Here is a 25,331-nt window from a genome sequence, read left to right as displayed (position 1 = left end):
CAGGCCGATGGGTGGGACATGATGCAATCAGTGGCACGACTGGCAGGACGGACTGGGTCCGTGACCGGCGCGACGATGATTGCGGCGGCTTTGCTGCTGCCTGCATGCGCGCACGCCCAGGCGCAGAACGGCCTATCGAACCTGTTCGGCGGCATCTTCTCCGGCCCGAACGCGGCGCCGTCGCAAGCCTCACCCGTCCCCGGCAGCGCACAAACTGGAGCTCAACCTTGGAGCGGCGAGGACGGCGCCTCCGGCCATCCGCTGATGACGGCCGCTGCGATCCGCGAGGCCGCGGGCAATTTCAACAATTGTGTCGCCGCGATGTGGCCGGATGCCGCACGGCGCAGCATCACGCAGGAGAACTTCCAGCGCTTCACCGCAGGCCTCAGCCCCGATTTGCGCATCATGGATCTGATGGACTCGCAGCCGGAGTTCACCAAATCGATCTGGGACTACCTCGACATTCTCGTGAACGACAACCGCCTCGCCAAGGGCCGCGAGATCCTCGCCACATACAAGGCGCAGTTCGACGCCACTGAAAAGGCCACTGGCGTCGACCGCTACATCATCGCCGCGATCTGGGGCATCGAGTCCAATTACTCGACGCAGATGGGCGACCGCAGCGTGCTGCAATCGACCGCGACGCTCGCCTGCATCGGCCGCCGCCAAACCTATTTCAAGGACGAATTCCTCTCCGCGCTGGAGATCCTCAACCGCGGCGATCTCAGGCCTGAGCAGCTGCGCGGCTCCTGGGCTGGCGCCTTCGGCCCGACCCAGTTCATGCCGACCGCATTCAAGCGCTTTGCCGTCGACGGCGACGGCGACGGGCGGCGCGACGTCGTCGACAATCCGTCCGACCTGATCGCGTCGACCGCCAACAATCTGAAGAAGGACGGCTGGCAGGCCGGCCAGACCTGGGGCTACGAGGTCGTGGTGCCGCAAGGCTTCAACTACATGCTGGCCGACCGCGCCAAGGCGATGACGATCGCCCAATGGGAGAAGCTCGGGCTGAAGCGCCCGAACAACCAGCCCTTCCCGCATCCGGCCGAGAAGGCTTATCTGCTCGCGCCGGCCGGCGCGCAAGGACCAGGCTTCCTGATGCTGCAGAATTACCGCGTCATCATGAAGTACAATCCGGCTGAGGCCTATGCGCTGGCGATCGGGCATTTCGCCGACCGCTTGCGCGGCGGGGGCCCCTTCGTGCAGCCCTGGCCGCGGCAGGAACGGGAGCTGTCGCGCACCGAGCGGCTGCAACTGCAGCAGCTGCTGGCCCAGCGCGGCTTCTACAAGGGCACCCCGGATGGCCAGTTCGGCGGCCAGACCCGGGAAGCCCTGCGCAATTTCCAGGCCTCGATCGGCGTGCCCGCCGATGGTTTTGCCTCCTCCGACGTGCTCGACCGGCTGCGCGGCAGGTAAAATCGCGCCGAAAGTAACCCTGAACAGGGATTTTGGCAGGCAGCCTTGACCGGGGCGGCTGTTCCCCGGTGTATGGCAGAAGATTCTGCGACAGAATCTGCCCGTTTGGCGCCTGATTCCGTTATTATATTCGAGCCACTTCCAATCCCGTTGCGCTGCCCGAGATCGCATGTCGAAGAAGTCCCTGTTCAAGGCGCTGACCGAGACCGGCCCGCTGATCGCGCTGGGGACGGCGCTTGCGATCCTGGTGTCGGTCGCGGCCCCGGCCTCGGCGCAATTCTTCAACTTCCCCGGCTTCGGCGGCCCGCCACAGCGCGCGGCGCCACCGCCACCACGTGGTGGAGGTGGCGGCGGCTGGTTCGGCGGCGACTTCTTCGCACCATTCCAGCAACAACAGCCGCAGGCGCCGCGCCAGGATTTTTCGCGCGCGCCGGCGCCGGCCAAGCGCGACACCATCCCCGACAAGAACGTGCTGGTGATCGGTGACGCCATGGCCGACTGGCTCGCCTATGGCCTCGAGGACGCCTACGCCGAGCAGCCCGACATGGGCGTGATCCGCAAGCACAAGACCACCTCGGGCCTGATCAAGTACCAGCCGAAGGGCGAGCCCGCGGATTGGGCGGCTGCGGCGAAGGGGATCCTGGAGACCGAGAAGCCCGAAATCATCGTGGTCATGCTTGGTCTCAACGACCGCATCGCGATCCGCGAGCCTGTGGCCGACAAGTCGGACAAGGCCTCTGACAAGGACAAGAAGAACGACAAGGGCGCGCGCGGCAAGCCACCGGGCAAGCCCGGCGAGGCCAAGCCCGACACCGCTGCCAAGCCTGAGGACAAACCCGCCGCGGATACTGACCTGCCGCAGGATGACGCCGACAACGCCGATACGCCGGCAGCCGCTGCGCCGGAGAAGACGGCGCGCAACCCGAATGGTCTCTACGAATTCCGCGACGAGCGCTGGGTCGAGCTCTACGGCAAGAAAATCGAGGAACTGGCCAACGTGCTCAAGGCCAAGGGCGTGCCGGTGCTCTGGGTCGGTCTTCCCGCCATCCGCGGGCAAAAGGGTACGGCGGACATGCTGTTCCTGGACTCGCTCTACCGTGAAGGCGCGGCCAAGGCCGGCATCACCTATGTCGACGTCTGGGACGGCTTTGTCGACGAGGCCGGCCGCTTCCTTCAGAAGGGCCCGGACTTCGAAGGCCAGATTCGTCAGCTCCGCAGTTCTGACGGCGTCTATTTCACAAAACCCGGCGCGCGCAAGCTCGCGCACTATGTCGAGCGCGAGATCACGCGCCTGCTTGCGGGCCGCTCCGGTCCGATCGCACTGCCGAGCGAGCCGGCGACGCCCGACACCAGCGCCGAGCCGGGCAAGCCCGCGCCGCGGCCGCTGGCCGGACCGATCGTGCCGCTGGTCGCGGCCTCGATCTCGACCGATCAATTGCTGGGCGGGCCAGGCTCGCGTCCAGCCGCGGTCGATGCACTCGCTGCGAAGACGATGGTGAAAGGCGAGCCGCTGAGCGCCCCCGCCGGGCGCGCCGACGACTATGCCTGGCCGCGCCGCGAAGTCGGACGCGAGCAGGCCAAGGGCGATACGCCGATGGCGACGACGACGCCTGACGGCAGCGCTGCTCAGGGTTCACCGGGTGCGGCCGCCGCGATCGCGCCGCCAAAGCTCGCGCCGAAGAAGCCGCAACAGCTTCAGCTTCCGCCGCAGCAGCCGGCACAGGCAGCGCCGTCATTCCGGGATTTCTTCGGCTTTGGCTCTCCGCAGCCACCGCGTCAACTGGCGCCAGCCCCAGGCCCCCGCAATCCGAATCCGGCGATCCCGCGGCCGCCGGGTAATGTCGGGCGCGCGGCGGAAGCGATCCGGTAAATCGTATCTCTGATTTGACTCGTCATTCCGGGCGCGCAAAGCGCGCGCCCCGGATGACGGGTCTAGCTGTTAGCCCTAATAGCGCCAGCGCGGCGGCGGACGGCGGGCGGGGCGCGACATCAGAAGCGCGAGTGCGAAGCCGATGCCGGCCGCGGTCAGCAGCGCGCCGAGCGGGTTGTCCTGCACCTTGCGGGCGATGGCTTGCGTGCCGTCGCGGAACGTATCGCCGCTGGCCTCATAGGCATCCTTGGCGTAGCTGGAGGCGGTATCCGCAGCTTCGCGCGCCGCGTCCTTCGCCTGGCCGTACAGGTTCTGCACCGTGCCTGCGGCTTCCCGTGCCTTGCCTGAGGCCTGCGTTTTTGCATCGCCCGCCATCTCGCCCACGGTGCCTTCCACGCCGCCTGCCATTTCCTTGGCTGATCCAATGATCCGATCCGCGTCCATGATAATCCTCCTCGGTGATCAGCCGAAGTAACCGATCAGAAGCAGCGCGGTTCCTTGCCATGGCCTACAGAATGAGGCCGCCATCGACGACCAGCGTCTGGCCCACGATGTAGGACGACAGCGGCGAAGCCAGGAACAGCGCCGCGCCCGCCATGTCGGCCGGCGTGCCCAATCGCCGCAGCGGGATGCGCGCGAGCGCGCCTTCGAGTCGCTTGGGATTGTCGGTGGTCACCTTCGTCATCTTGGTGTCGACCAGACCGGGCGCGATGCCGTTGACGCGGATGCCGTCCTCAGCCCAGGCTTCGCCCAGCGTACGTGTCAATCCGACAGCGCCCGTCTTCGAGGCGTTGTAGGCGGGATTGCCCATAGTGGAATGATAGGCCGCGGTCGAGGACACCACGATCAGCGCGCCCTTCGCATCCCGCAGCATGGAATGAAACCGCGTGGCGCAGGCCATCAGGCTCATCAGGTTGACCTCCACGACCTTGCGGAAGCCGGCCATCTCGAATTCGCCGCGGCGATAGAGCACCGCGCCTTGCGCGAGCACCAGGATGTCGAGCCGCTCGAAGCATGGCTTGAACGCCTCGATCGCGCCGGCATTGCTGACGTCGAGCTGCGCGTAGGCGAGGCCGGTGAGATCAGAGCCTTCCTCAATCGAATAATCCTCGGGCCGAGCACGCGTGCCGCAGACGGCGACATGCGCACCCCTGGCGCGAAAAGCTTGCGCAATGCCGTTGCCGATGCCGCTGGAACCGCCGACCACCAGCACCTGCCTGCTTGAGAAATCGAGCTCGTTTGCCATCGCGGCCTCCCGTTTGTTTTTGCTTGTTTGACCTGTCTGCGGATCGATGCCAGCCTTGTCAATCATAACAAGAACAAGCAGGGCGCGAGGAAGCAGCATGTCCGAATTCAAACAGCTCAGCCGGTCTGTAAAGGGCCTGACCGTCCTCGTCACCGGCGCGGCCAGCGGCATGGGACGTGCCACCGCGCGCGTGTTCGCCACCGAAGGTGCGAACGTTGCCGTGACCGATTATGATGAGCAAGGCGCACATGCGGTTGCCAAGGAAATCGCGGCAAGCGGCGGAGCAGCGAGGGCGTGGAAGCTCGACGTTGCCGATGGCGGCGAGATCAAGCGCGTGGTCGGCGATGTCGCGGCGCATTTCGGTGGGCTCGACATCGTCGTCAACAATGCCGGCATCTCAGTGCGGGTTGCGATCGACGACGAGGCCTATGAGGACGCATGGGCCAAGGGCCTCGCCGTGATGCTGACGGCGCATCCGCGCGTGATCCGCGCCGCGCTGCCGCATTTGCGCAAGTCGAAGTGCCCGCGCATCCTCAACATCGCCTCGACCGAGGCGCTCGGCGCCACTGCCCTGCACAGCCCCTATTCGGCGGCAAAGGGCGGCGTTGCGAGCCTCACCCGTTCTCTGGCGGTGGAGCTCGGCCGCGAGGGCATCACCGTCAACTGCATCTGTCCCGGCCCGATCCGCACGGCCATCACCGATCGCATCTCGGAGGAGCACAAGACCATCTATGCCAAGCGCCGCACTGCACTCGGCCGTTATGGCGAGCCTGAAGAGGTCGCGCATGTGACGCTCAGCCTGTGCCTGCCGGCCGCCTCCTTCATCACCGGCGCGGTGATCCCGGTCGACGGCGGCCTGATGGCCCGGAACGCGTAAGAGCCATGCGCGCGGCGCGTTGACATCGCCGGGCGCGGGAGGCATTTTTTTCCACAAACAGAGCGGGAAAACTGCTCAGAGATGCGGGAGAAATCGCCATGACGATCGCCATCCGGCAGCTTCAGAAGCATTTTGTCGGCGAGGTTTCGGGCCTCGATTTGCGCAAGCCACTCACGGCGGATGAGGCGCGCGAAGTCGAGGCCGCGATGGACAAATATGCGGTGCTGGTGTTCCACGATCAGGACATCACCGACGAGCAGCAGATGGCGTTCGCGCTGAATTTCGGCCAGCGCGAGGATGCGCGCGGCGGCACCGTCACCAAGGAGAAGGACTATCGGCTGCAATCCGGCCTGAACGATGTCAGCAATCTCGGCAAGGACGGCAAGCCGCTGGCGAAAGACAGCCGCGCGCATCTGTTCAATCTCGGCAACTGCCTCTGGCATTCCGACAGCTCGTTCCGTCCCATCCCCGCAAAATTCTCGCTGCTGTCCGCGCGCGTGGTGAACCCGAAGGGTGGCAACACCGAATTCGCCGATATGCGCGCGGCCTATGACGCACTCGACGACGAGACCAAGGTTGAGATCGAGGACCTCGTCTGCGAGCACTCGCTGATGTATTCGCGCGGCTCGCTCGGCTTCACCGAATATACCGACGAAGAGAAGGAGATGTTCAAGCCGGTGCTGCAACGTCTGGTGCGCACGCACCCGGTGCATCGCCGCAAGTCGCTGTATCTGTCATCGCATGCCGGCAAGGTCGTCGGCATGAGCGTGCCGGAGGGCCGTCTATTGCTGCGCGATCTCACCGAGCACGCGACGCAAGCAGAGTTCGTCTATGTCCACAAATGGAGGCTGCATGACCTCGTGATGTGGGACAACCGCCAGACCATGCACCGCGTCCGCCGCTACGACCAGTCGCAACCGCGCGACATGCGCCGGGCAACGGTGGCGGGCACCGAGCCGACGGTGCAGCAGCAGGCGGCGGAGTAGCGCCTCATTCACGATACGTGGTCATCGCCCGGCTTGCTCCGGGCGATCCAGTACTCCGAGACGGTTGTATCGCGCCGATAGGCTGCCGCGTACTGCATGCCCCCGATCAAGCCGGGGCATGACAGCGAGGGTGACGTACGACACCGGACGACGGCCAACAACTACGCGTGCCCGGCCTCGTTGGAGAGCATGCCGGGATCAATGCCGATTTTCTGCAAAGCGCGGTTGTATTTGTCATCGACGTCGTCGCCGAAGATCAGATCCGCGTCCGCGTCGCAATGCAGCCAGCCGTTGCTCTGGATCTCGGTTTCGAGCTGGCCCGGCGCCCAGCCGGCATAGCCGAGCGCGAGGATGGCGTGCTTGGGGCCGGAGCCGTTGGCGATCGCACGCAGGATGTCGACGGTCGCGGTGAGGCAGACGCCGTCGTCGATCCGCAGCGTCGCGTTCTCGATGTAGAAGTCGCTGGAATGCAGCACGAAGCCACGGCCGGTGTCGACCGGCCCGCCGCGCAGCACCTTCATGCTTTCGGCATTTTCCGGCAGCTTGATGTGCTCGCCCTTTTTGACGATGCCGAGCTGCATCAGGAGCTCGGGGAAATCGATGGAGCCCGCGGGATGATTGACAATGATTCCCATCGCGCCCTCGGCGGAATGGGCGCAGAGATAGATCACGGAGCGCTCGAAACGGGGATCGCCCATCACGGGCATTGCAATCAGGAGCCGGCCGTCGAGATAACCGGCCGAATTGGGCAGCGCGGGGCCTGCGCTGCGGGTGCTGTCGCCCGTCCTCTTGCCTGTAGGAGCCATGGTGAAGCACTCCGGTTTCAATTCCTATCCTGATGTCGGGCCCGGCCGCTGTCAAATCAAGGCTTGCAGAGACCTGGTCCAGATGCATCCATCACAAGCAATTCAATGGTTTGCCCTAGGGCGCCCCTGTAAAGACGTGCCATGACCAGCATAGTTCCCCTGCGTGCGGCGATTGGCGTCGCGACAACCCTGATCGCAGCGTCGCTGGCATCCGCAGCCCGTGCCGACGACGCTTCGCCGTGGCAGCGCGACGGACATTCCGCAGTGCGGCTGGTTGCGGGCTCGCGCAGCGGCGCTGTCCTGCTTGGCGGTATCGCGTTCCAGCTCCAACCGGGATGGAAGACCTACTGGCGCGTGCCCGGCGACTCCGGCGTTCCGCCGCGGTTCGACTTCTCCAAGTCGGACAATGTCGAAGCGGTGACCGTGATGTGGCCGGCGCCGCTGAAGTTCGACGACGGCGCGGGCGGCCATTCGATCGGCTATCGCGACCAGATCGTGCTGCCCCTGCGCATCGTCGCCAAGGCCGCCGACAAGCCAGTGACCTTGCGCGCCGAGATTAACTATGCGGTGTGCGAGAAGCTCTGCATTCCCGTCGAAGCCCGCGCCGAACTCGGCTTCAACAGCGTCGCCTCGACCGAGGACGCCAATCTGCGCGCGGCGCTCGACACCGTGCCCAAGCCGGCCAATATCGGCGATCCCAATCCGCTTACCATCCGCGACGTCAAGCGCGAGGGCAACAAAGTGGTCGTCGACGTGGTCGCGCCGGCGGACGCGCGCAACGTCAATCTGTTCGTGGAAGGGCCGACGCCCGATTGGGCGCTGCCGATTCCGAGCCCGGTCCATCACAGCCCGCCGGACGTGAAGCGATTTTCCTTCGAGCTCGACGGGCTGCCGCCGGGCGCCAAGCCCGACGGTGCGGCGCTGAAGTTCACGCTGGTGGGACCGGACAAGTCATACGAGTTCAATACGAACTTGGAGTAGCGTCGTCCCAATCCGAGCCGTGGTCCGGGACAAGCGCAGCGAATCGGAGCGCGGACCCACTACCTCAGGAGTAGTGGTGGCGCGAACTCGTTGCCCGAGCCTTCGCTCCAACTTCTCCCTGGGGCAACGGATCCTGGCCTTCGCCTGGCCTTCCGGGACGACGTTGCGGTTTCTACAGCACGCCCACCCAACCGAATCTTCCCACCCAACCGAATCTTAACGAGTGGTTGCTAATTCCCGGGCCTGCCGCAGTATGCGGGCGGGGAACTCGAATTGGCCGTGATGGATGCACAACCCGCAACGACCGGACCAGCCGGGTTGATCGCGCGGCTGCGCGGCAGGCTGACGGGCGGCTCGAGCGAGGCCTCGCTGACGCGGCGGCTGGCCGCGACCATCTTCGTCATCCGCGTCATCAGTGCAGGCCTCGCCTATGTCTCGCAGATCCTGCTCGCGCGTTGGATGGGCACGTCCGACTACGGCATCTATGTCTATGTCTGGACCTGGGTGCTGCTGCTCGGCAGCATGATGGATTTCGGCATTTCCGCTTCCGCGCAAAAGATCATTCCGGAGTACCGCGCCAGCGGCGCGCATGCGTTGCTGCGCGGCTTTCTCTCCGGCAGCCGCTGGCTCACCTTTGCCGTCTCCGCTCTGGTGTCGCTCGGCCTTGCCGGCATCGTCAGGCTGCTGTCACCCTGGATCGATCCGGCCGAGGTGCTGCCGCTCTATATCGGCTGCATGACGCTGCCGGCCTTCGTCGTCGCCAACACCCAGGACGGCATCGCGCGCTCGCACGACTGGATGCAGCTCGGCCTGATGCCGCAATTCATCATCCGCCAGGCGCTGATCATCGGCATCACGGCATGCGCTTTCCTGCTCGGCTATCATCTCGGCGCAGTCGCGGCGATGGTCGCGAGCCTAGGTGCGGTGTGGATCGCGATGGCCGGGCAGATGCTGGTGCTGAACCGCAAGCTCGCCGATCACATCGAACCGGGCCCCAAGGCCTACGACATCGGCGGCTGGCTGGCGGTCTCGCTGCCGATCCTGCTGGTCGAGAGCTTCTACCTGCTGCTGTCCTACACCGACGTGCTGGTGCTGCAGCAGTTCCGCCCCTCCGACGAGGTCGGCGTCTATTTCGCGGTGGTGAAGACGCTGGCGCTGGTTTCCTTCATCCACTACGCGATGTCGGCAACGACCGCGCATCGCTTCGCCGAGTTCAACGCAAGCGGCGACAAGGCGCGGCTGTCTGCCTATGTGGCGCACGCCATCAGCTGGACATTCTGGCCGTCGCTGGCGGCGACCATCCTGCTGCTTGCGTTCGGCAAGCCGCTGCTCTGGCTGTTCGGGCCGCAATTCACCGTTGGCTACGATCTCATGTTCGTCGCCGCGATCGGGCTGGTGGTGCGCTCTGCAATCGGGCCGGTGGAGCGGCTGCTCAACATGCTGGGCCAGCAGAAGATCTGCGCGCTCGCTTATGCGCTGGCTTTCGTCATGAACGTCGTGCTCTGCATCGCGCTGGTACCGCGCTACGGCAGCCACGGCGCCGCCGCAGCGACCTCGATCTCGCTCACCTTCGAGACGGTGCTCCTGTTCTGGATCGTGCGGCAGCGCCTCGGCCTGCACGTGCTGGCGTTTGGCAAATAGGGGACGCGCGACCCTACTCCTGGGGAACGGCACGTTCGCAGCATGCCTCGGAACGAAGCGAAATTCCTACCGATTTGCCGTCCGCAGCATGATTTTTCTTATTGGACCCAGGTAGTTGCATGCGGGAGGAATTTCATTCTACGTCATGTTGCTCAACCGACGAGATCGACCTAAGATTCCCCGGACATGTTTGATCCACTCTACGTCGCCTCTGGATTCGGCGTCGGCTTGCTCGTCGGCATGACCGGCGTTGGCGGCGGTTCGTTGATGACGCCGCTGCTGATCCTGCTGTTCGGCATTCATCCCTCCACGGCGGTCGGGACCGACCTGCTCTATGCCGCCGCCACCAAGACCGGCGGCAGCCTGGTGCATGGCTGGTCGCGTAGCGTGCACTGGCCGGCGGTGCTGCGACTCGCCTGCGGCAGCATTCCTGCGAGCGCCGTGACGCTGCTGGTGCTGTGGAAGCTCGACCTCAGAAGCGATTCCGAGCGTAGCCTCGTCAATCTCGTGCTGTGCTTCGCGCTGATCCTGACTGCGACGTCGCTGATCTTCCGCAAGGCCATCATGGATCGCTACCGCAAACGCCTCGAGCAGGTCGACGAGCGCACCACCGCGATCGCGACCGTGATCACCGGAATCGTACTCGGCGTGCTGGTCTCGATCTCGTCGGTCGGCGCCGGCGCAGTCGGCGTCACTGTGCTCCTGCTGCTCTATCCGCGCCTGCCGATGGCGAGCATCGTCGGCTCCGACATCGCCCATGCGGTGCCGCTGACGCTGGTTGCCGGCATCGGGCACTGGGCGCTCGGTGACGTCGACTGGGCGCTGATGGGCGTGCTGCTGCTGGGCTCGCTGCCCGGCATCATCGTCGGCAGTTTTAGCGCAACGCGCGTGCCCGAGACGGTGCTGCGCCTGACGCTGGCGAGCGTGCTGTTCGTGGTCGCCGGCAAGATCATGTTCGCGGAGCTGAACTTGTCATCGGCGATCGTGACGGCCCTAGCGTGGACGCATTAAACCAGAGACCGCGCCCCACTCTCACTGTCGTCGCCCGGCTTGAACGGGCGATCCAGTATTCCGAGAAAGCTGTGATTGAATGGATAAGCCGCGGCGTACTGGATGCCCCGGCCAAGCCGGGGCATGACAGCGAGCTAGCTGAACCGACGCGAACTACTCCGCGGTCCAGCCGCCGTCGATCGACAGATTGCTGCCGGTGATCTGCGCGGCATCGTCGCTGCACAGGAACAGGGCGAGCGCGGCAACCTGCTCGGAGGTGACGAACTCCTTGGTCGGCTGCGCATCGAGCAGCACGTCGTTGATGACCTGCTCGCGCGTCAGATTGCGCGCCTTCATCGTGTCGGGGATCTGCTTCTCCACCAGCGGCGTCCAGACATAGCCCGGGCTGATGCAGTTGCAGGTGATCTTGTGGGTCGCGAGCTCCAGCGCCACGGTTTTGGTGAGACCGGCGATGCCGTGCTTGGCCGACACGTAAGCCGATTTGAAGGGCGAGGCGACGAGTGAGTGTGCCGACGCCGTGTTGATGATGCGGCCCCAGCCCTTCTTCTTCATGCCGGGCACGGCGGCGCGAATGGCATGGAAGGCCGACGACAGGTTGATGGCGATGATCTGGTCCCACTTCTCGAGCGGAAACTCCTCGATCGGCGAGACGAACTGGATGCCGGCATTGTTGACGAGAATGTCGACCGAGCCAAACGTCTTCTCGCCGAGCGCGATCATCCCGGCGATCTCGGCGGGCTTGGTCATGTCGGCCGGCGAGTAGATCGCCTTGACCTTGAACTCGGACTCGATCTTGGTGCGCTCCTTCTCGATATCCTCGGGCGAGCCGAAGCCGTTGATGACCACGTTGGCGCCGGCGGCGGCGAAGGCGCGTGCGTAAGCGAGCCCGATGCCGCTGGTCGATCCGGTCACAACGGCGTTCTTGCCTGACAGACTACCCATTCTATTCGCTCCTTTTTGCCGGGGGTGCGGTGACGTCCCCCGTGAGATCGTAGGTCACCATGGTCTCGCCGGACTGCGGCTTCTCGAGCCAATCCTTGTGGCGCATCGACAGATGCACGTCGCGCACCCCGGCTTCCCAATGCTCGACCATGGCGACATGCGAGAAGTCGTAGTCCTTGGACGAGGATTCGTAGTTCTTGCTGCGATAGATCAGATGCACCACCGTGACGGTGCTTTCGCGCGACGCTTTCGCGAGGAATTCGACGGAAGGATCGTTCTTCAGGTAATCCGGCAACTTGCTGATGAGATCTCGCACCGCCCTGCGGGCGTTGTGCAGCTGCTTGTTCTTGTCGGTGTTCATCCGCGTGCGGCTGGAATAGCGGATGTCTTTCTCGCGCTCGGCGGCCTCGAGCAGCGAGGTGGGCAGATCGCCGCGCGCGGAAAACAGGTCGACCTGGAAGATCAGCATGTCGCGGTCGACCTCGGCATCGAGCACGTAGTCGAGCGGCGTGTTGGAGGCGATGCCGCCGTCCCAGTAATGCTCGCCGTCGATCACGACGGACGGAAAGCCCGGCGGCAGCGCACCGGAGGCCATGATGTGCTCGGGTCCGATGGTCTTGCCGAGCTTCTTGAACGCGTAATTGTCGAAATATTTGAAGTTGCCGGAGGTGACGCCGACCGCGCCGACGGACAAGCGCGTCTTCAGATCGTTGATGCGATCGAAATCGACCAGACGCTCCAGCGTCTTCTTGAGCGGCGCGGTGTCGTAATAGCTTTCCGCCTCGGGGTGCCCCGGTGGCCAGAGCGGCGCCGGCGGCACGCGGGGTACGAAGAAGCCGGGCACACCGAAGGTCGCGATCAGCGCTGCGCTCGTCGAGTTGAACAGCTCGCGGCTGCGATCGCTCTTGCCGATCGGCTTCCACGGCACCGGCGCCGACACCATCTCCCAGAATTCCTTCAACCGCTTGACGCGGGTGTGGCCCTCATTGCCGGCGATGATCGCTGCGTTGATAGCACCGATCGAGATGCCGGCAACCCATTCCGGCTCGAAGCCGTAGCCGCATAGCGCCTGGCAGGCGCCGGCCTGATACGAGCCGAGCGCGCCACCGCCCTGGAGAACCAGGACGCGTTGCGCATTCGCGGGGATGCTGGCGGTATCAGGACGATGATCTGTCATGAGGGAACATTAGCAAAAGGCAAGCCACCGTGGCGACACTCCGCCGCGGCGTCAATGCATCCAGGATCAAGTCTGGCTTATCGAGGGTCCGCCGAAGCCAAGATCATGGTCCAGAACACCTTGTACTTGGTGCCGGGAGCATAGCCCGCTGCGATGCCAAGTTTTGTGACACCGCTTTTGAGCATGTTGGCGCGGTGGGGTGGCGAGTCGCGCCAGCCGGAAAACGCTTCGGCCAGCGTATGATAACCGGCCGAGACGTTCTCGACGGCCACGGTCGCAGGATAGCCGCCGGCGGCGAGCCGTTTGGCGAGCGGCGCGCGAACGTCGTGGTCCATCTTGTTGGCGGCCGCCATAGCCTGGGACTGGGATTCGGCGAGCCGCATCAGATCGGAATCGATCACGACGGTGCCGAGCCCGTTGTTCTGGCGGTATTGCGAGATCATCACGGCGGCGGCCTGCGCATCGAGCTTGGCGCCCGGGACAGCCATGTCAGTATACATGGACGGCTGCTGGACCAGCGCTTCGTTGCCGGCGCAGCCGGCTAGAAGCAAAGTGATGGATATTGCGGCCGCAGCGCGCATGAATCAGGCCCCCAAATGAGGGGCCGTTGTTGCATATCAACCGTGGCTGAAAGGTGAATTTTGGGGAAAAATTTGACCCGACGAGTCGGCTCAGGCGCCCGCAAATATGCGGTAGCGGCGCGGCTCCAGCCCAATCGTGTCGCCGGCGCGCAGTTCCTTGTCACGGGGGGCATCGATCTCGATGGTCTCGCCACCTGATAGCGCGACCTCGGCGCGCTGCACGGGACCGAAATTGCGGACATGCCGAACCGCGCCCTCGAAGGCGCCGCTGCCGGGCGGGCCGACCAGCATGTCGTGTCGCCGCACGAACAGTTTTGACGCGCCAGGCGCAAGGCCGTCCGCGGCAAGCCGCAGCGGCCGGTCGCCCAGCCTGATCAGGCCGCCCTCGACCTGGATCGGCAGCTCGATGGATTCGCCGATGAAGCCGTGGACGAAGGCGGTCGCCGGGCTTTCATAGACGTCGTCGGGCGAGCCGATCTGCTCGATTCTGCCCTTGTCCATCACAACGACGCGGTTGGCGACTTCCAGCGCCTCTTCCTGGTCATGGGTGACGAAGATCGAGGTGACGTTGATCTCATGATGCAGTGAGCGCAGCCATCGGCGCAGCTCCTTGCGCACCTTGGCATCGAGCGCGCCGAAGGGTTCATCGAGCAGCAGGATGCGCGGCTCGATCGCGAGCGCGCGGGCGAGCGCGATGCGCTGGCGCTGACCGCCGGAGAGTTGGCTCGGATAGCGGTCGGCAAGCCAGTCGAGCTGCACGAGATCGAGCAGCTCCTTCACCCGCGTACGGATCGCGGCCTCGTCCTTGCGAATCGCGCGCGGCTGCACGCGCAGGCCGAAGGCGACGTTCTCGAACACCGTCATGTGGCGGAACAGCGCATAGTGCTGGAACACGAAGCCGACATGCCGTTCGCGCGCGCCCTGCGCCAGCGCGTCCTCGCCGTTGAAGGAGACGTCGCCCGCATCGGGCCAGTCGAGGCCGGCGATGATCCGCAGCAGCGTGGTCTTGCCGGAGCCGGACGGGCCGAGCAGCGCCAGCAGCTCGCCGTTGTCGACCTTAAGATCGACGCCGTCGAGAGCTTTAAAGCTGCCGAACTTCTTGACGAGATTCTTGACTTCAATGGTCACGGGGCTCGTGTCCTTCGTCCAGGTGACGTTCGAGAACAGCTTTTGCGATCAGCGTGATCAGCGCCAGCATCGCCAGCAGCGAGGCGATCGCAAACGCGGCGACGAACTGGTACTCGTTGTAGAGGATCTCGACCAACAGCGGCATGGTGTTGGTCTCGCCGCGGATATGTCCGGACACGACCGAGACGGCGCCGAACTCGCCCATCGCGCGGGCGTTGCAGAGCAGGACGCCGTAGAGCACGCCCCATTTGATGTTGGGCAGCGTGACCCGGAAAAAGGCTTGCAGACCCGAGGCGCCGAGCGAGATCGCGGCCTCCTCCTCCTGCGTGCCCTGCTCCTGCATCAGGGGGATCAGTGCGCGCGCCACGAATGGGAAGGTCACGAAGGTGGTGGCGAGCGCAATGCCGGGCACCGCGAACAGGATCTGGATGTCGTGCTCACGCAGCCAGCTGCCGAAATAGCCCTGCGCGCCGAACAGCAGCACGAAGACGAGGCCCGAGATCACCGGGCTGACGGAGAACGGCAGGTCGATCAGCGTAATCAGAAAGGTCTTGGCCTTGAAGTCGAACTTGGCGATGGCCCAGGCGGCGACGAGGCCGAACACGAGATTGAGGCCCACTGAAATCGCGGCCACCAGCAGCGTCAGCCTGATCGCAGCCAGCGCTTCCGGTTCGGCGAGCGCAGTGAGATAGGCCATGACGCCCTTCGAGAGCGCCTGTGCGAACACCACGACCAACGGCAGCACGACGAAGACGGTGAGGAAGATCATCGCCAGCGCAATGATGGTGATGCGCACCGTCTGTGGCTCGGTGCGAAGGCTGTCGCGCGCGGCAGCCGCATGCGCACGTGCCTTGGCGTCGGGGGCCGGGAGAGAGACCGAATCTGCAATCTGCATCGTCATGGTCGGCCCTTAGCGCTCCGGAATCCGGCTCTGTGCCCAGCGCTGGAGCCGGTTCACAGCGAAGATGATGACGAAGGAGACGACGAGCATGACCACCGCGATCGCAGTCGCATCGGCGTAGCGGAATTCGGACAGCCGGATCACGATCAAGAGCGGCGCGATCTCGGAGATGTTAGGCAGATTGCCGGCGATGAAGATCACCGAGCCGTATTCGCCGACCGCACGCGCGAAGGCGAGCGCAAGGCCGGTGAGCAGCGCCGGTGCGAGTGACGGCAGGATCACGCGGATGATGGTCTGCCAGCGGCTTGCGCCCAGACTGCCCGCGGCCTCCTCGATCTCGGGGTCGAGATCCTGGAGCACCGGCTGCACCGTGCGCACCACGAAGGGAATGCCGATGAAGATCATGGCGACGAAGATGCCGACCGGCGTGAATGCGACCTTGATGCCGAGCGCCGCGAGCGGGCCACCGAGCCAGCTCTTCTCGGCGAACAGCGCGGTCAACGCGACGCCGGCGACCGCAGTCGGCAGCGCGAAGGGCACGTCGACAATCGCATCGAACAGCCGCCGGCCGGGAAAGCGGTAGCGCACCAGCGCCCAGACGATGATGCTGCCCATCACGAGATTGACGCAGGCAGCCGCGAAGGCGAGGCCGAAGGAGACGCGGAGCGCGTTCAGCGTGCGGCGACTGGAAAGGATATTCCAGAACTGTTCCGGGCTCAGCTCGAGCGACCTCAGGAACAGGCCGGCGAGCGGAATCAGGATGATGACGGAGAGCCAGGAAAGCGTCAGCCCCATGGTGAGACCGAAGCCCGGCAATGTCCGGCGTCTTGCTGCGAGTGCGCTCACCAGGCCCCCCTGCTAAAAGCCTCCTAAGACGGCGCTCGATCAGTTCTTGTAGATCTGATCAAAGACGCCGCCGTCGGCAAAATGTTCCCGCTGCGCCTTGGTCCAGCCGCCAAAGACGTCGTCGATCGTGAACAGCTCGACCTTGGCGAAGGCACTTTCGTGCTTCTTGGCGATCTCGGCATCGCGCGGGCGGTAGAAATTGCGCGCTGCGATCTCCTGCCCCTCTTTGGTATACCAATACTGGAGATAGGCGTCGGCGGCGTTGCGCGTGCCTTTTTTATCGGCAACTTTGTCGACGATGGCGACCGGCGGCTCGGCGAGGATCGATTGCGGCGGCGCCACGATCTCGAACTTGTTCGCGCCGAACTCCTTCAGCGCGAGAAACGCCTCGTTCTCCCAGGCGAGCAGCACGTCCCCGACGCCACGCTCGACGAACGTCACGGTGGCGCCGCGTGCGCCGGTATCGAGCACCGGCACCTGCTGATAGAGCTTTCCGATGAAGTCCTTGGCCTTGTCGGCCGAGCCGAACTTTTTCTGCGCAAAGCCCCACGCTGCGAGGTAATTCCAGCGCGCGCCCCCTGATGTCTTCGGGTTCGGCGTGATCACGGCGACGCCCGGTTTGATCAAATCGTCCCAGTCCTTGATGCCCTTGGGATTGCCCTTGCGCACCAGGAAGACGATGGTCGAGGTGTAGGGTGATGAATTTTGCGGCAGCCGCTTCTGCCAATCGGCTGCGGTGAGGCCTTTGGCGGCGATCGCGTCGATGTCATAGGCGAGCGCGAGCGTCACCACATCGGCTTGCAATCCGTCGATCACCGCGCGCGCCTGCGAACCGCTGCCGCCATGCGACTGCTTGATCTCGACGCTCTTGCCGGTTTCCTTCTGATAGGCGGTCGCGAACGCCTTGTTGAACTCGACATAGAGCTCACGCGTCGGATCGTATGACACGTTCAGCAGATTGATGTCAGCGGCGAGAGCCGAGCTTGCCCAGAAGAGTCCTGCAGCGAGCGGAACGATACGGCGCATCATCTCCATCTCCATTCACTTCGGCGACGTCGGTGTCAGCGAAGGCGTGCAGGCATAACTCGGGTCGAAACGCTCTTAAGTCAACGGAACCGGATTTTCTTGTTCACAGCGTGGCAGCGTAACCGTGCTACGAAGTCTCCATCGTGTGAATGCCGCATTCTGTCTTGGCCCGGCCGCGCCAGCGGCCGGCGCGTACATCCTCGCCTTCGGCCGTTCTGCTGGTGCAAGGCATACACCCAACCGACAGGAAACCGGAGGCGACGAGAGGGTGACGCGGCAATTTGGCGCGGACGAACATCGCCTCGAGTTCCTCGCGCGAGACGTTGGCAAAGGGATTGAACTTCAATCGGGCGCCATCGTTCTCGACGACCGGAATGTCGGCCCGCGCATTGCCCTGGAAACGCTTGCGGCCGTTGAGCCAGGCATCGAACGGTTTCAGCGCACGCGCCAGCGGCTCGACTTTACGGATGCGGCAGCACGCGTCGGGATCGGAGAACCAGAGGTCGCGGTCGGGATCCTCGCGCGACAGCGTCTCCTCGGCGGGCTGGACCGAACGGACGTCCTTCAGGCCCAGCGTCGCGATCAAGGTGTCGCGATAAGCGAGCGTCTCCTCGAACAACCAGCCGGTGTCGAGAAAGATCACCGGGATCGCCGGATCGACGTCCGCCATTACTTTCAGCAGCGTCGCCGATTCCGTACCGAAGGAAGATACCAGGGCGAGCTTGTTGCGCCCGACCGCCTTCAGCGCCGCAGCGATAACCTCTGCGGGCGAGGCATCGCGCAAGCTCCGATCGAGCTCGTCCGCCGAGGGCAGCGCAGAGATGGATGAAACCTGAGGCGCGATCGCGTTCACGTGCCGACACCTTCGGAATGGCGCAACTGCATGCGCCGATGCAGGGCCGTGATGCGGCCGTCGCCGGTCGGCTGGTAGAACACCGAATAGCGCTTGGCGGTCTGCATGAACGCTTCCGCGTCGGCCTGCTTCTTGACCTCGAAGGCGTCGAAACCGGCGCGCAGCATGAACACGAACTGATCGCGCAGCACCTGGCCGGTGGCGCGCAATTCGCCGCGGTAGTTGTAACGCTCGCGCAGCAACCGGGCCTGGCTGTAGGCGCGTCCGTCACGGAAAGTCGGAAACACCAGCGCGACCGTGGCGACCTTGCTGAGATAGGGCACGAGTTCGGCGATGTCGCGATTGTTCGGCCAGATCACGCCGACCTTGCCGGCGCGCTTGAGCAAGCCTTCCGCTTCACCGAGGAAACGCTCGGCCGGCACCAGGATATCGCCGCTCTCGGGCAGCGGGGTATCGACGGCGAGCTTGGCGAAGCCGTCGTCGACGATCTTTCCGCCGTTAACGAGTGGCATAGACGCGCTCCTTGAAGGGTTCGACGCCGAGGCGTCTCACCGTGTCCATGAATAGCTCTTCGGGCCGTTCGCGCAGCGCCAGGTAAGCTTCCACGATGTCCTCGACGACGTCGGCGACCTCGTCGAACTTCACCCCGGGGCCGATCAGGGTGCCCAGCGCTGCGTTCTCGTCGGCGCGGCCGCCGATGGTGATCTGATAGACCTCCTCGCCATTCTTCTCGACGCCGAGAATGCCGATGTGGCCGACATGGTGATGGCCGCAGGCATTGATGCAGCCGGAGATGTTGATGTGGAGACGGCCGATCAGGTTGGCGAGCTCGTGATTGGCAAACCGGCGCGTCAGCTCCTGCGCGATCGGGATCGAGCGCGCATTCGCCAGCGAGCAATAGTCGAGGCCCGGGCAAGCGATGATGTCGGTGATCAGATTGACGTTGGGCGTCGCAAGCCCGAGCTTGTCGAGCGCCTTCCAGAGTGCCGGCAGGTCGCGCTTGGCAACGTGCGGCAGCGCAAGGTTCTGCTCGTGGCCGACACGGATCTCGCCGAAGGAATATTTGTCGGCGAGGTCGGCCAGCGCGTCCATCTGCTCGGCGGTGGCATCACCCGGAGGCCCACCGATCGGCTTCAGCGAGATCGTGACGATCGAGTAACCCTGCACCTTGTGCGGGGCCACCGAGTTCTTGCGCCACGCCTCGAAATCCGGATCGGCCGCGGCCTGGCGCAGCTCGTCAGGCATGTGCGGCAGCTTCTCGTAAGCCGGGTAGGTGAAGCGCGAGCGGATGTCCTCGATCACCTCGTCGTCGATCTGGAGCGAGGAGTTGCGGATGTGCTGCCACTCGTCCTCGACCTCGCGGGAGAACTTTTCGATGCCGAGCTCGTGCACCAGGATCTTGATGCGCGCCTTGTAGATGTTGTCGCGGCGGCCGTACTGGTTGTAGACGCGTAGGATCGCCTCGATGTAGCTGAGGATGTCGCGGCCATGCACGAAGTGCTTGATGGTCTTGGCGATGAAAGGCGTGCGGCCGAGGCCACCGCCGACCAGAACCTCGAAGCCGGTCTCGCCCTTCTCGTTCTTGATCAGCCTCAGGCCGATGTCGTGAATCTTGATCGCCGCGCGGTCGTGGTCGGACGCGGTAATCGCGATCTTGAACTTGCGCGGCAGGAACGAGAATTCCGGATGCAGCGTGGTGTGCTGGCGGATCAGCTCCGACCAGATACGGGGATCCTCGATCTCACCGGGCGCGACGCCGGCCCACTGGTCCGAGGTGACGTTGCGCATGTTGTTGCCGGAAGTCTGCATCGCATGGATGCCGACCTTGGCGAGGTCGGCCAGCGCATCCGGCAGCTCGGCGAGCTTGATCCAGTTGAACTGGATGTTCTGCCGCGTGGTGAAATGGCCGTAGCCGCGATCGTATTTGCGCGCGACATGGGCGAGTGCCCGCAGCTGGTTCGTCGCCAGCGTGCCGTAGGGAATCGCGACCCGGAACATGTAGGCGTGCAGTTGCAGGTAGACGCCGTTCTGGAGCCGCAGGATCTTGAACTCGTCCTCAGTGAGCTCGCCGGACAGGCGCCGCTTCACCTGGTCGCGGAACTCCGAGACGCGCTCATTGACGAGCGTGCGATCGATTTCGTCGTAAGCATACATAAGAGAGCGCCTTAAACCTGGGCCGGCTGTCCGATGGTGACGCCGGTGCGGCGGATCTGTTCGCGCAGATTGCCGGGCTGGACCTTGCCGTCCGCACCGACCTGCACGGGCGCGATATAGGGACCGATCGCGCCGACGTCATCGGCAACGGACTCCGCAAGCAACGCCTTCGCCTCGTCGGAGTTGCGTACGATCGCGGCTTCCGAGAGGTCCGCGGACCAGCTCTTGGCGGCGGTGCGATAAACCACGATGCCATCCCAGGTGCGGTTGGCGGTCACGACCGAGGGGCCAGCGATTTTGATCTTCTTCTGTTCAAGCGGGGAGGTCATTCGGCTGCATCCAGGAGGTCAGAGATGATTTGGTTTGGGGTTTTCTTGGGAGTTTGCCGGCCAAGTGAGCCGGCATGCCGGACCACCTCGCCGATGATGAGAATGGCAGGACCGCCATTGGTCCGCCGCACGAGCTCGGGCAGATCGCGCAGCGTGCCGATCACGCCTTGCGCATCGGGGCGCGTGACGCGGGCGAACACGCCGACCGGGGTTTCCGGCGAACGGCCGGCGGCGAAGAGGCCGGCGCGTACGGCGGGCGCGGCGGTCGCGCCCATGTAGACCACAACAGTCATCTTGGCGTCCGTCAGCGTCGACCAGTCCACGACTTCCGCGTCGCGCGCCTTGTGTGCGGTAAGAAAGGTGATGCGGGTTGCTTCATGACGGTAGGTCAGCGGCACCTCGAAGTCGGCGGCACCGCCGAGACCTGCGGTGATACCGGGAATGATCGAATAGGCGACGCCGGCGGCGCGCAGGGCTTCCATCTCTTCGCCGCCACGGCCGAACACGAAGGGATCGCCGCCCTTCAGGCGCACCACGCGCTGACCGGATTGCGCGGCCTCGATCATGCGCTTGTTCATGGCGTCCTGCCCGATGCCGGGCTTGCCGATACGGCGGCCGACGGCAACACGCGTGGTATCGCGGCGGATGCGGTCGAGAATTTCGGGCGAGACCAGCTCGTCGTGGAAGACGATGTCGGCATCCTGCAGCGCGCGCAGCGCCTTGATGGTGAGAAGATCGGGATCGCCGGGGCCTGCCCCGACCAGCGCGACCGAGCCTTCCGGCTTCTCGGCGCGCGCGAAGGCGGAGGGATCGGCGATAGCCTTTAGCGCAGCGTCGGCCTCGGTCTTGCGGCCGGCGAGCACGGCGGCGCCGATCGGCCCGTCAATGACCCGCTCCCAAAAGCGGCGGCGCAGCGGAAATTCAGCGATGCGCTCGTTGATGGATTTGCGGAAGCCGCCGATGAATTCAGCGAGCTCGCCGATGCGGGCGGGCAGCAGCGCCTCGATCTTCTCGCGCAGGCGCCGCGCCACCACCGGCGAGGTGCCGCCGGTGCCAACCGCGACCACGACATCGCCGCGATCGACGATCGCGGGGAAAATGAAGCTGGAATGTTCAAGATCGTCCATCACGTTGACAGGCAAACCCAGCGCCTTGGCGCGAACCGACATCGCTAAACCAACATCACCCGCGCCTGCGCAGACGACCGCGATGATGCCTGAGAGATCGGCAGTAAGCGGATCCCCGGACATGATTTCGACACGCGCTGCGTCCTCGGAGCTGAGGCTCAGATCACGATCGCCGTCGATCGCATGCACGCGGATGCGCGCGCCGGCAGCGGCGAGCACGCGCAGCTTGGCGCGCAAAAGCTCGCCCGCGCCGATGAGGACCACCGGACCGGTCTTGAGATCGAGAAACACCGGCAAGAACCGCATGCGATACCCGCTTCCCCACAAACGGGGTTGACTGGAATTATTTTCTATATATGTCTCGTTTCGAGCGCGCAAAGAGAAAATTTTTTCTTCTCTTCCGCAGTGCGACTATAGAATTTTCGCCTCCAAACGCAAAGTGGCAGAGATGCATCTTCTCAAGGACGATTCCGCTGCTGATCGACTGAGCAATCCGGCGCTGGCCGAGCGCGTGCGCGCGCAAGAATTTTCTGGCGAGCTTGCCCCAAGCATGGATCATCTCGACCAGCTCGAGGCGCAGAGCATCTACATCTTCCGCGAGGCCTTCGCCCGTCTGAAGAAGATTGCCCTGCTGTGGTCGCTCGGCAAGGACTCCAATGTCATGATCTGGCTGGCGCGGAAAGCGTTCTTCGGCAAGATGCCGTTCCCCGCCCTTCATGTCGACACCGGCAAAAAGTTTCCCGAGATGTATCGCTTCCGCGATCACTACGGGAAGGAGTGGGATCTCGATTTGCGCGTCGAGCCCTGCCCGCCGATCGACGCCGTCGACCCAACGCTGCCGCCGGCCGCACGCTCCGCCGCGCGCAAGACCGAAGGCCTCAAGATGGCGCTCGCAAAGTACGGCTTTGACGGCCTGATCGCCGGCATTCGCCGCGACGAGGAGGCGACGCGCGCCAAGGAGCGCGTGTTCTCGCCGCGGGGATTGGAAGGCAATTGGGACGTGCGCGACCAGCCACCGGAGTTCTGGGATCATTTCAATGCCTCGCCGCCGCAAGGCGCGCATTTGCGCATCCACCCGATCCTGCATTGGACCGAGGCCGACATCTGGGCCTACACCAAGCGCGAGAACATCCCGATCATTCCGCTGTATCTCGCCAAGGACGGCAAGCGCTATCGCTCGCTCGGCGATCAGGACATCACCAATCCGGTCGCTTCGACCGCCTCGAGCATCGACGAGATCCTGATCGAGCTCGAACAGACCAAGGTGCCGGAGCGCGCGGGACGCGCGCTCGACCACGAGACCGAGGACGCTTTCGAGCGCCTGCGCGTCGCCGGCTATCTCTGATTCCCAAGGACGCGAGCGTCGCATGAACATGATCGTCACCACGGCTTCGCCGGCCACTCCGAACGGCACCACGCGTCCGCAAGTGCGCATCGTCATCGTCGGCCATGTCGACCACGGCAAGTCGACGCTGGTCGGCCGCCTCCTGCACGAGACCGGCAGCCTGCCCGAGGGCAAGCTCGAAATGCTGAAAGCCGTCAGCGCGCGGCGCGGCATGCCGTTTGAATGGTCGTTTCTGCTCGATGCGCTCCAGACCGAGCGCGATCAGGGCATCACCATCGACACCACGCAGATCCGCTTCCGCACCAATTCGCGTGACATCGTGCTGATCGACGCGCCCGGCCACGCCGAATTCCTGCGCAACATGATTACCGGCGCCTCGCAGGCCGACGGCGCGGTGCTGATCATCGACGCGCTCGAAGGCGTGCGCGACCAGACCCGGCGCCACGGCTATCTGCTGCATCTCTTGGGCGTGAAGCAGGTCGCGATCGTCGTCAACAAGATGGACCGCGTCGACTTCTCCGCCGAGCGCTTCAAGGACATCAGCGACGAGATCTCGGCACATCTGAGCGGCCTCGGCGTGACCCCGACGGCGGTGATCCCGATTTCCGCCCGCGACGGCGACGGCGTTGCGATGCGCACCGACCGGATCGGCTGGTACAAGGGCCCGACGGTGGTCGAGGCGCTCGACCGGCTCGAACCGGCGCGGCCGCTGGAAGCGCTGGCGCTGCGCCTGCCGGTGCAGGCGATCTACAAGTTCGACGACCGCCGCATCGTCGCGGGCCGGATCGAATCCGGCAGCCTCATTGCGGGCGACGAAATCGTGATCATGCCGGCCGGCAAGATCGCCAAGATCAAGACGGTCGAGAGCTGGCTGGTGACGCCGGTCGCGGGCCGACAGGGCGCCGGCCGCTCGGTCGGCATCACGCTCGACCGCGAATTGTTCCTCGAGCGCGGCGACATCATCGCGCATGCAGGCAGCGCACCGCGCGAGACGCGGCGGCTGCGCGCGCGCATCTTCTGGCTGCACGACAAGCCGCTCGCCAAGGGCGACCAGCTCCTGGTCCGCTGCGGGCCGAAGGAAAGCCGCGCCACCGTGGTTGCGATCGAAAAGGCGGTCGATCCCGGCGAATTGTCGAGCGTCGAGAACAAGGCGATCGGCCGCAACCACGTCGGCGAGATCGACATTTCGCTTTCGAATCCGATTGCAACGGATCCCTATACCGACAATCCGCGCACCGGCCGGCTCGTGATCGAGGTTTCCGGGCGCATCGCCGGCGGCGGCCTGGTGCTGTCGGTCGACGCCGGCCAGCGCGCCGTGCCGGTCGACATCGTGCCGGTGGAATCGGCGCTGCGCTCCGACGAGCGCTCCGCGCGCTACCGCCATAACGGCGCCGTGGTCTGGCTCACCGGCCTGCCGGCCTCCGGCAAATCGACCTTGGCGAAAGCGCTGGAGCGGCGCCTGTTCAGCAATGGCGGCTCGCCGGTCCTGCTCGATGGCGACACACTGCGCGCCGGGCTCAACAGCGATCTCGGCTTCTCCGCCGCTGATCGCAGCGAAAACATCCGCCGCCTTGCGGAAGTCGCCACCCACCTCGCCCGCAACGGCCATATCGCGATCGTCGCGGCGGTCTCACCGGCGCGCGAGGATCGCGCCACCGCGCGCCGGATCGCCGACACCGCGTTCCGCGAGATCCATGTCGCGACGCCGGCTGAAGTGTGCGAGGAGCGCGACCCCAAGGGTCACTACAAGAAGGCCCGCGCCGGCACGCTGGCCTCGTTCACCGGCATCGGCAACGACTACGAGACGCCGCAGGCGGCCGAGCTTGTGATCGATACATCGACACGGACGGTCGCCGAAGCGGCAGATGCGATCGAAGAGATGCTGAAGACCACCGGCGTGCTGTTCGACGAAGTCGTGGACCTCGCCGCGAATATTTGAATGCTGTCGTCGCCCGGCTCGACCGGGCGACCCAGCTTTCCAGAGACAGCGCTGGATACGGAGAAGCCGCGGCGTTCCCCGCTTTCGCGGGGAATGACAGCGGTGCGCTGAGCCCCACCTCACCTTGACATTTTGACAAAGGCCTGGGG

24 protein-coding genes are annotated in these 25,331 nt (G+C 64.8%); 9 read left to right on the top strand and 15 right to left on the bottom strand.

Annotated features, from left to right (window positions below; all coding sequences use genetic code 11):
* The first annotated feature begins 18 nt into the window (after positions 1 to 18).
* Positions 19 to 1,416, top strand: coding sequence for a lytic murein transglycosylase (locus IVA87_RS22835; protein WP_247335049.1), 1,398 nt, complete (start codon positions 19 to 21; stop codon positions 1,414 to 1,416).
* A 169-nt stretch (positions 1,417 to 1,585) separates the two neighbouring features.
* Complete coding sequence (locus IVA87_RS22830; RefSeq protein ID WP_247304723.1) at positions 1,586 to 3,286, top strand: SGNH family hydrolase; 1,701 nt, start codon at positions 1,586 to 1,588, stop codon at positions 3,284 to 3,286.
* A gap of 75 nt (positions 3,287 to 3,361) precedes the next feature.
* Here IVA87_RS22830 and IVA87_RS22825 read toward each other — a convergent pair whose 3' ends face one another.
* Entirely contained in the window at positions 3,362 to 3,730 is a 369-nt protein-coding gene (locus IVA87_RS22825; protein ID WP_247277787.1) for a CsbD family protein, read from the bottom strand.
* Positions 3,731 to 3,794: 64 nt separating this feature from the next.
* Positions 3,795 to 4,532, bottom strand: coding sequence for an SDR family oxidoreductase (locus tag IVA87_RS22820; protein ID WP_247304726.1), 738 nt, complete (start codon positions 4,530 to 4,532; stop codon positions 3,795 to 3,797).
* A 97-nt stretch (positions 4,533 to 4,629) separates the two neighbouring features.
* On the opposite strand from IVA87_RS22820, the gene IVA87_RS22815 reads away from it, so the two are divergent.
* Both IVA87_RS22815 and IVA87_RS22810 read left to right on the top strand, forming a co-directional pair.
* The gene (locus IVA87_RS22815; protein WP_247304729.1) at positions 4,630 to 5,409 is read left to right on the top strand and encodes an SDR family NAD(P)-dependent oxidoreductase; all 780 of its coding nucleotides are present in this window, start codon (positions 4,630 to 4,632) and stop codon (positions 5,407 to 5,409) included.
* A gap of 98 nt (positions 5,410 to 5,507) precedes the next feature.
* On the top strand, positions 5,508 to 6,395 hold the full coding sequence (locus IVA87_RS22810; protein WP_247304732.1) for a TauD/TfdA family dioxygenase: 888 nt from the start codon (positions 5,508 to 5,510) through the stop codon (positions 6,393 to 6,395).
* A gap of 161 nt (positions 6,396 to 6,556) precedes the next feature.
* Here IVA87_RS22810 and IVA87_RS22805 read toward each other — a convergent pair whose 3' ends face one another.
* A complete protein-coding gene (locus IVA87_RS22805; protein WP_247304735.1) occupies positions 6,557 to 7,201 on the bottom strand; it encodes a YqgE/AlgH family protein in 645 nt (214 codons plus the stop codon).
* 141 nt (positions 7,202 to 7,342) lie between these two features.
* Here IVA87_RS22805 and IVA87_RS22800 point away from each other — a divergent pair, with 141 nt between their 5' ends.
* The 3 genes from IVA87_RS22800 (at position 7,343) to IVA87_RS22790 (ending at position 10,834) form a co-directional block, all read left to right on the top strand.
* Positions 7,343 to 8,182 (top strand): protein-disulfide reductase DsbD domain-containing protein, encoded by an 840-nt coding sequence (locus IVA87_RS22800; protein WP_247335008.1) that lies wholly within the window; start codon positions 7,343 to 7,345, stop codon positions 8,180 to 8,182.
* Between the two features lie 273 nt (positions 8,183 to 8,455).
* Positions 8,456 to 9,823: a flippase gene (locus tag IVA87_RS22795; RefSeq protein WP_247304741.1), complete on the top strand. Its 1,368-nt coding sequence runs from the start codon at positions 8,456 to 8,458 to the stop codon at positions 9,821 to 9,823.
* Positions 9,824 to 10,009: 186 nt separating this feature from the next.
* Positions 10,010 to 10,834, top strand: a complete 825-nt coding sequence (locus IVA87_RS22790) for a sulfite exporter TauE/SafE family protein (protein ID WP_247304743.1) — start codon at positions 10,010 to 10,012, stop codon at positions 10,832 to 10,834.
* A gap of 153 nt (positions 10,835 to 10,987) precedes the next feature.
* Here IVA87_RS22790 and IVA87_RS22785 read toward each other — a convergent pair whose 3' ends face one another.
* The 12 genes from IVA87_RS22785 to cysG form a co-directional block, all read right to left on the bottom strand.
* Entirely contained in the window at positions 10,988 to 11,776 is a 789-nt protein-coding gene (locus IVA87_RS22785; RefSeq protein WP_247304747.1) for a 3-hydroxybutyrate dehydrogenase, read from the bottom strand.
* A 1-nt stretch (position 11,777) separates the two neighbouring features.
* Complete coding sequence (locus IVA87_RS22780; protein WP_247304748.1) at positions 11,778 to 12,953, bottom strand: DUF3734 domain-containing protein; 1,176 nt, start codon at positions 12,951 to 12,953, stop codon at positions 11,778 to 11,780.
* 77 nt (positions 12,954 to 13,030) lie between these two features.
* Positions 13,031 to 13,534 (bottom strand): CAP domain-containing protein, encoded by a 504-nt coding sequence (locus IVA87_RS22775; RefSeq protein WP_247304750.1) that lies wholly within the window; start codon positions 13,532 to 13,534, stop codon positions 13,031 to 13,033.
* A gap of 90 nt (positions 13,535 to 13,624) precedes the next feature.
* On the bottom strand, positions 13,625 to 14,662 hold the full coding sequence (locus IVA87_RS22770; RefSeq protein WP_247304753.1) for a sulfate ABC transporter ATP-binding protein: 1,038 nt from the start codon (positions 14,660 to 14,662) through the stop codon (positions 13,625 to 13,627).
* Positions 14,652 to 15,563: a sulfate ABC transporter permease subunit CysW gene (gene cysW / locus IVA87_RS22765; protein ID WP_247304756.1), complete on the bottom strand. Its 912-nt coding sequence runs from the start codon at positions 15,561 to 15,563 to the stop codon at positions 14,652 to 14,654. Before cysW ends, IVA87_RS22770 begins: the two co-directional genes overlap by 11 nt.
* Positions 15,564 to 15,572: 9 nt before the next feature.
* On the bottom strand, positions 15,573 to 16,409 hold the full coding sequence (cysT, locus tag IVA87_RS22760) for a sulfate ABC transporter permease subunit CysT (protein ID WP_346657758.1): 837 nt from the start codon (positions 16,407 to 16,409) through the stop codon (positions 15,573 to 15,575).
* 39 nt (positions 16,410 to 16,448) lie between these two features.
* A complete protein-coding gene (locus tag IVA87_RS22755; protein WP_247304759.1) occupies positions 16,449 to 17,438 on the bottom strand; it encodes a sulfate ABC transporter substrate-binding protein in 990 nt (329 codons plus the stop codon).
* A gap of 124 nt (positions 17,439 to 17,562) precedes the next feature.
* The gene (locus IVA87_RS22750; RefSeq protein ID WP_247304762.1) at positions 17,563 to 18,288 is read right to left on the bottom strand and encodes a phosphoadenylyl-sulfate reductase; all 726 of its coding nucleotides are present in this window, start codon (positions 18,286 to 18,288) and stop codon (positions 17,563 to 17,565) included.
* A complete protein-coding gene (locus IVA87_RS22745; protein ID WP_247304764.1) occupies positions 18,285 to 18,800 on the bottom strand; it encodes a DUF934 domain-containing protein in 516 nt (171 codons plus the stop codon). Before IVA87_RS22745 ends, IVA87_RS22750 begins: the two co-directional genes overlap by 4 nt.
* On the bottom strand, positions 18,787 to 20,442 hold the full coding sequence (locus tag IVA87_RS22740; RefSeq protein ID WP_247304767.1) for a nitrite/sulfite reductase: 1,656 nt from the start codon (positions 20,440 to 20,442) through the stop codon (positions 18,787 to 18,789). Before IVA87_RS22740 ends, IVA87_RS22745 begins: the two co-directional genes overlap by 14 nt.
* 11 nt (positions 20,443 to 20,453) lie before the next feature.
* A complete protein-coding gene (locus tag IVA87_RS22735; RefSeq protein WP_247304770.1) occupies positions 20,454 to 20,771 on the bottom strand; it encodes a DUF2849 domain-containing protein in 318 nt (105 codons plus the stop codon).
* Positions 20,768 to 22,204: a siroheme synthase CysG gene (gene cysG / locus IVA87_RS22730; protein ID WP_247335005.1), complete on the bottom strand. Its 1,437-nt coding sequence runs from the start codon at positions 22,202 to 22,204 to the stop codon at positions 20,768 to 20,770. The genes IVA87_RS22735 and cysG overlap by 4 nt, the downstream gene beginning before the upstream one ends.
* A gap of 244 nt (positions 22,205 to 22,448) precedes the next feature.
* Here cysG and cysD point away from each other — a divergent pair, with 244 nt between their 5' ends.
* Both cysD and cysC read left to right on the top strand, forming a co-directional pair.
* A complete protein-coding gene (cysD, locus tag IVA87_RS22725; RefSeq protein WP_131872081.1) occupies positions 22,449 to 23,243 on the top strand; it encodes a sulfate adenylyltransferase subunit CysD in 795 nt (264 codons plus the stop codon).
* A gap of 22 nt (positions 23,244 to 23,265) precedes the next feature.
* Complete coding sequence (gene cysC, locus IVA87_RS22720) at positions 23,266 to 25,182, top strand: adenylyl-sulfate kinase (RefSeq protein ID WP_247335003.1); 1,917 nt, start codon at positions 23,266 to 23,268, stop codon at positions 25,180 to 25,182.
* Positions 25,183 to 25,331 lie beyond the last annotated feature (149 nt).

It is taken from the genome of Bradyrhizobium sp. 147, from assembly GCF_023073935.1.
Classification (GTDB): domain Bacteria; phylum Pseudomonadota; class Alphaproteobacteria; order Rhizobiales; family Xanthobacteraceae; genus Bradyrhizobium.
Note: the sequence above shows the minus strand (reverse complement) of the source record. Positions and strands in the feature narration are given on the sequence as shown.

Excerpts from the sequence above, each read along its gene's own strand:
- IVA87_RS22780 (WP_247304748.1), bottom strand. The coding sequence starts at position 12,953 with ATGACAGATCATCGTCCTGATACCGCCAGCATCCCCGCGAATGCGCAA.
- cysD (WP_131872081.1), top strand. The coding sequence starts at position 22,449 with ATGGATCATCTCGACCAGCTCGAGGCGCAGAGCATCTACATCTTCCGC.
- IVA87_RS22740 (WP_247304767.1), bottom strand. The coding sequence starts at position 20,442 with ATGTATGCTTACGACGAAATCGATCGCACGCTCGTCAATGAGCGCGTC.
- IVA87_RS22835 (WP_247335049.1), top strand. The coding sequence starts at position 19 with ATGATGCAATCAGTGGCACGACTGGCAGGACGGACTGGGTCCGTGACC.
- IVA87_RS22825 (WP_247277787.1), bottom strand. The coding sequence starts at position 3,730 with ATGGACGCGGATCGGATCATTGGATCAGCCAAGGAAATGGCAGGCGGC.
- IVA87_RS22775 (WP_247304750.1), bottom strand. The coding sequence starts at position 13,534 with ATGCGCGCTGCGGCCGCAATATCCATCACTTTGCTTCTAGCCGGCTGC.
- cysC (WP_247335003.1), top strand. The coding sequence starts at position 23,266 with ATGAACATGATCGTCACCACGGCTTCGCCGGCCACTCCGAACGGCACC.
- IVA87_RS22805 (WP_247304735.1), bottom strand. The coding sequence starts at position 7,201 with ATGGCTCCTACAGGCAAGAGGACGGGCGACAGCACCCGCAGCGCAGGC.
- IVA87_RS22735 (WP_247304770.1), bottom strand. The coding sequence starts at position 20,771 with ATGACCTCCCCGCTTGAACAGAAGAAGATCAAAATCGCTGGCCCCTCG.
- IVA87_RS22790 (WP_247304743.1), top strand. The coding sequence starts at position 10,010 with ATGTTTGATCCACTCTACGTCGCCTCTGGATTCGGCGTCGGCTTGCTC.
- IVA87_RS22755 (WP_247304759.1), bottom strand. The coding sequence starts at position 17,438 with ATGATGCGCCGTATCGTTCCGCTCGCTGCAGGACTCTTCTGGGCAAGC.
- IVA87_RS22785 (WP_247304747.1), bottom strand. The coding sequence starts at position 11,776 with ATGGGTAGTCTGTCAGGCAAGAACGCCGTTGTGACCGGATCGACCAGC.
- IVA87_RS22810 (WP_247304732.1), top strand. The coding sequence starts at position 5,508 with ATGACGATCGCCATCCGGCAGCTTCAGAAGCATTTTGTCGGCGAGGTT.
- IVA87_RS22820 (WP_247304726.1), bottom strand. The coding sequence starts at position 4,532 with ATGGCAAACGAGCTCGATTTCTCAAGCAGGCAGGTGCTGGTGGTCGGC.
- cysG (WP_247335005.1), bottom strand. The coding sequence starts at position 22,204 with ATGCGGTTCTTGCCGGTGTTTCTCGATCTCAAGACCGGTCCGGTGGTC.
- IVA87_RS22745 (WP_247304764.1), bottom strand. The coding sequence starts at position 18,800 with ATGCCACTCGTTAACGGCGGAAAGATCGTCGACGACGGCTTCGCCAAG.
- IVA87_RS22815 (WP_247304729.1), top strand. The coding sequence starts at position 4,630 with ATGTCCGAATTCAAACAGCTCAGCCGGTCTGTAAAGGGCCTGACCGTC.
- IVA87_RS22830 (WP_247304723.1), top strand. The coding sequence starts at position 1,586 with ATGTCGAAGAAGTCCCTGTTCAAGGCGCTGACCGAGACCGGCCCGCTG.
- cysW (WP_247304756.1), bottom strand. The coding sequence starts at position 15,563 with ATGACGATGCAGATTGCAGATTCGGTCTCTCTCCCGGCCCCCGACGCC.
- IVA87_RS22800 (WP_247335008.1), top strand. The coding sequence starts at position 7,343 with ATGACCAGCATAGTTCCCCTGCGTGCGGCGATTGGCGTCGCGACAACC.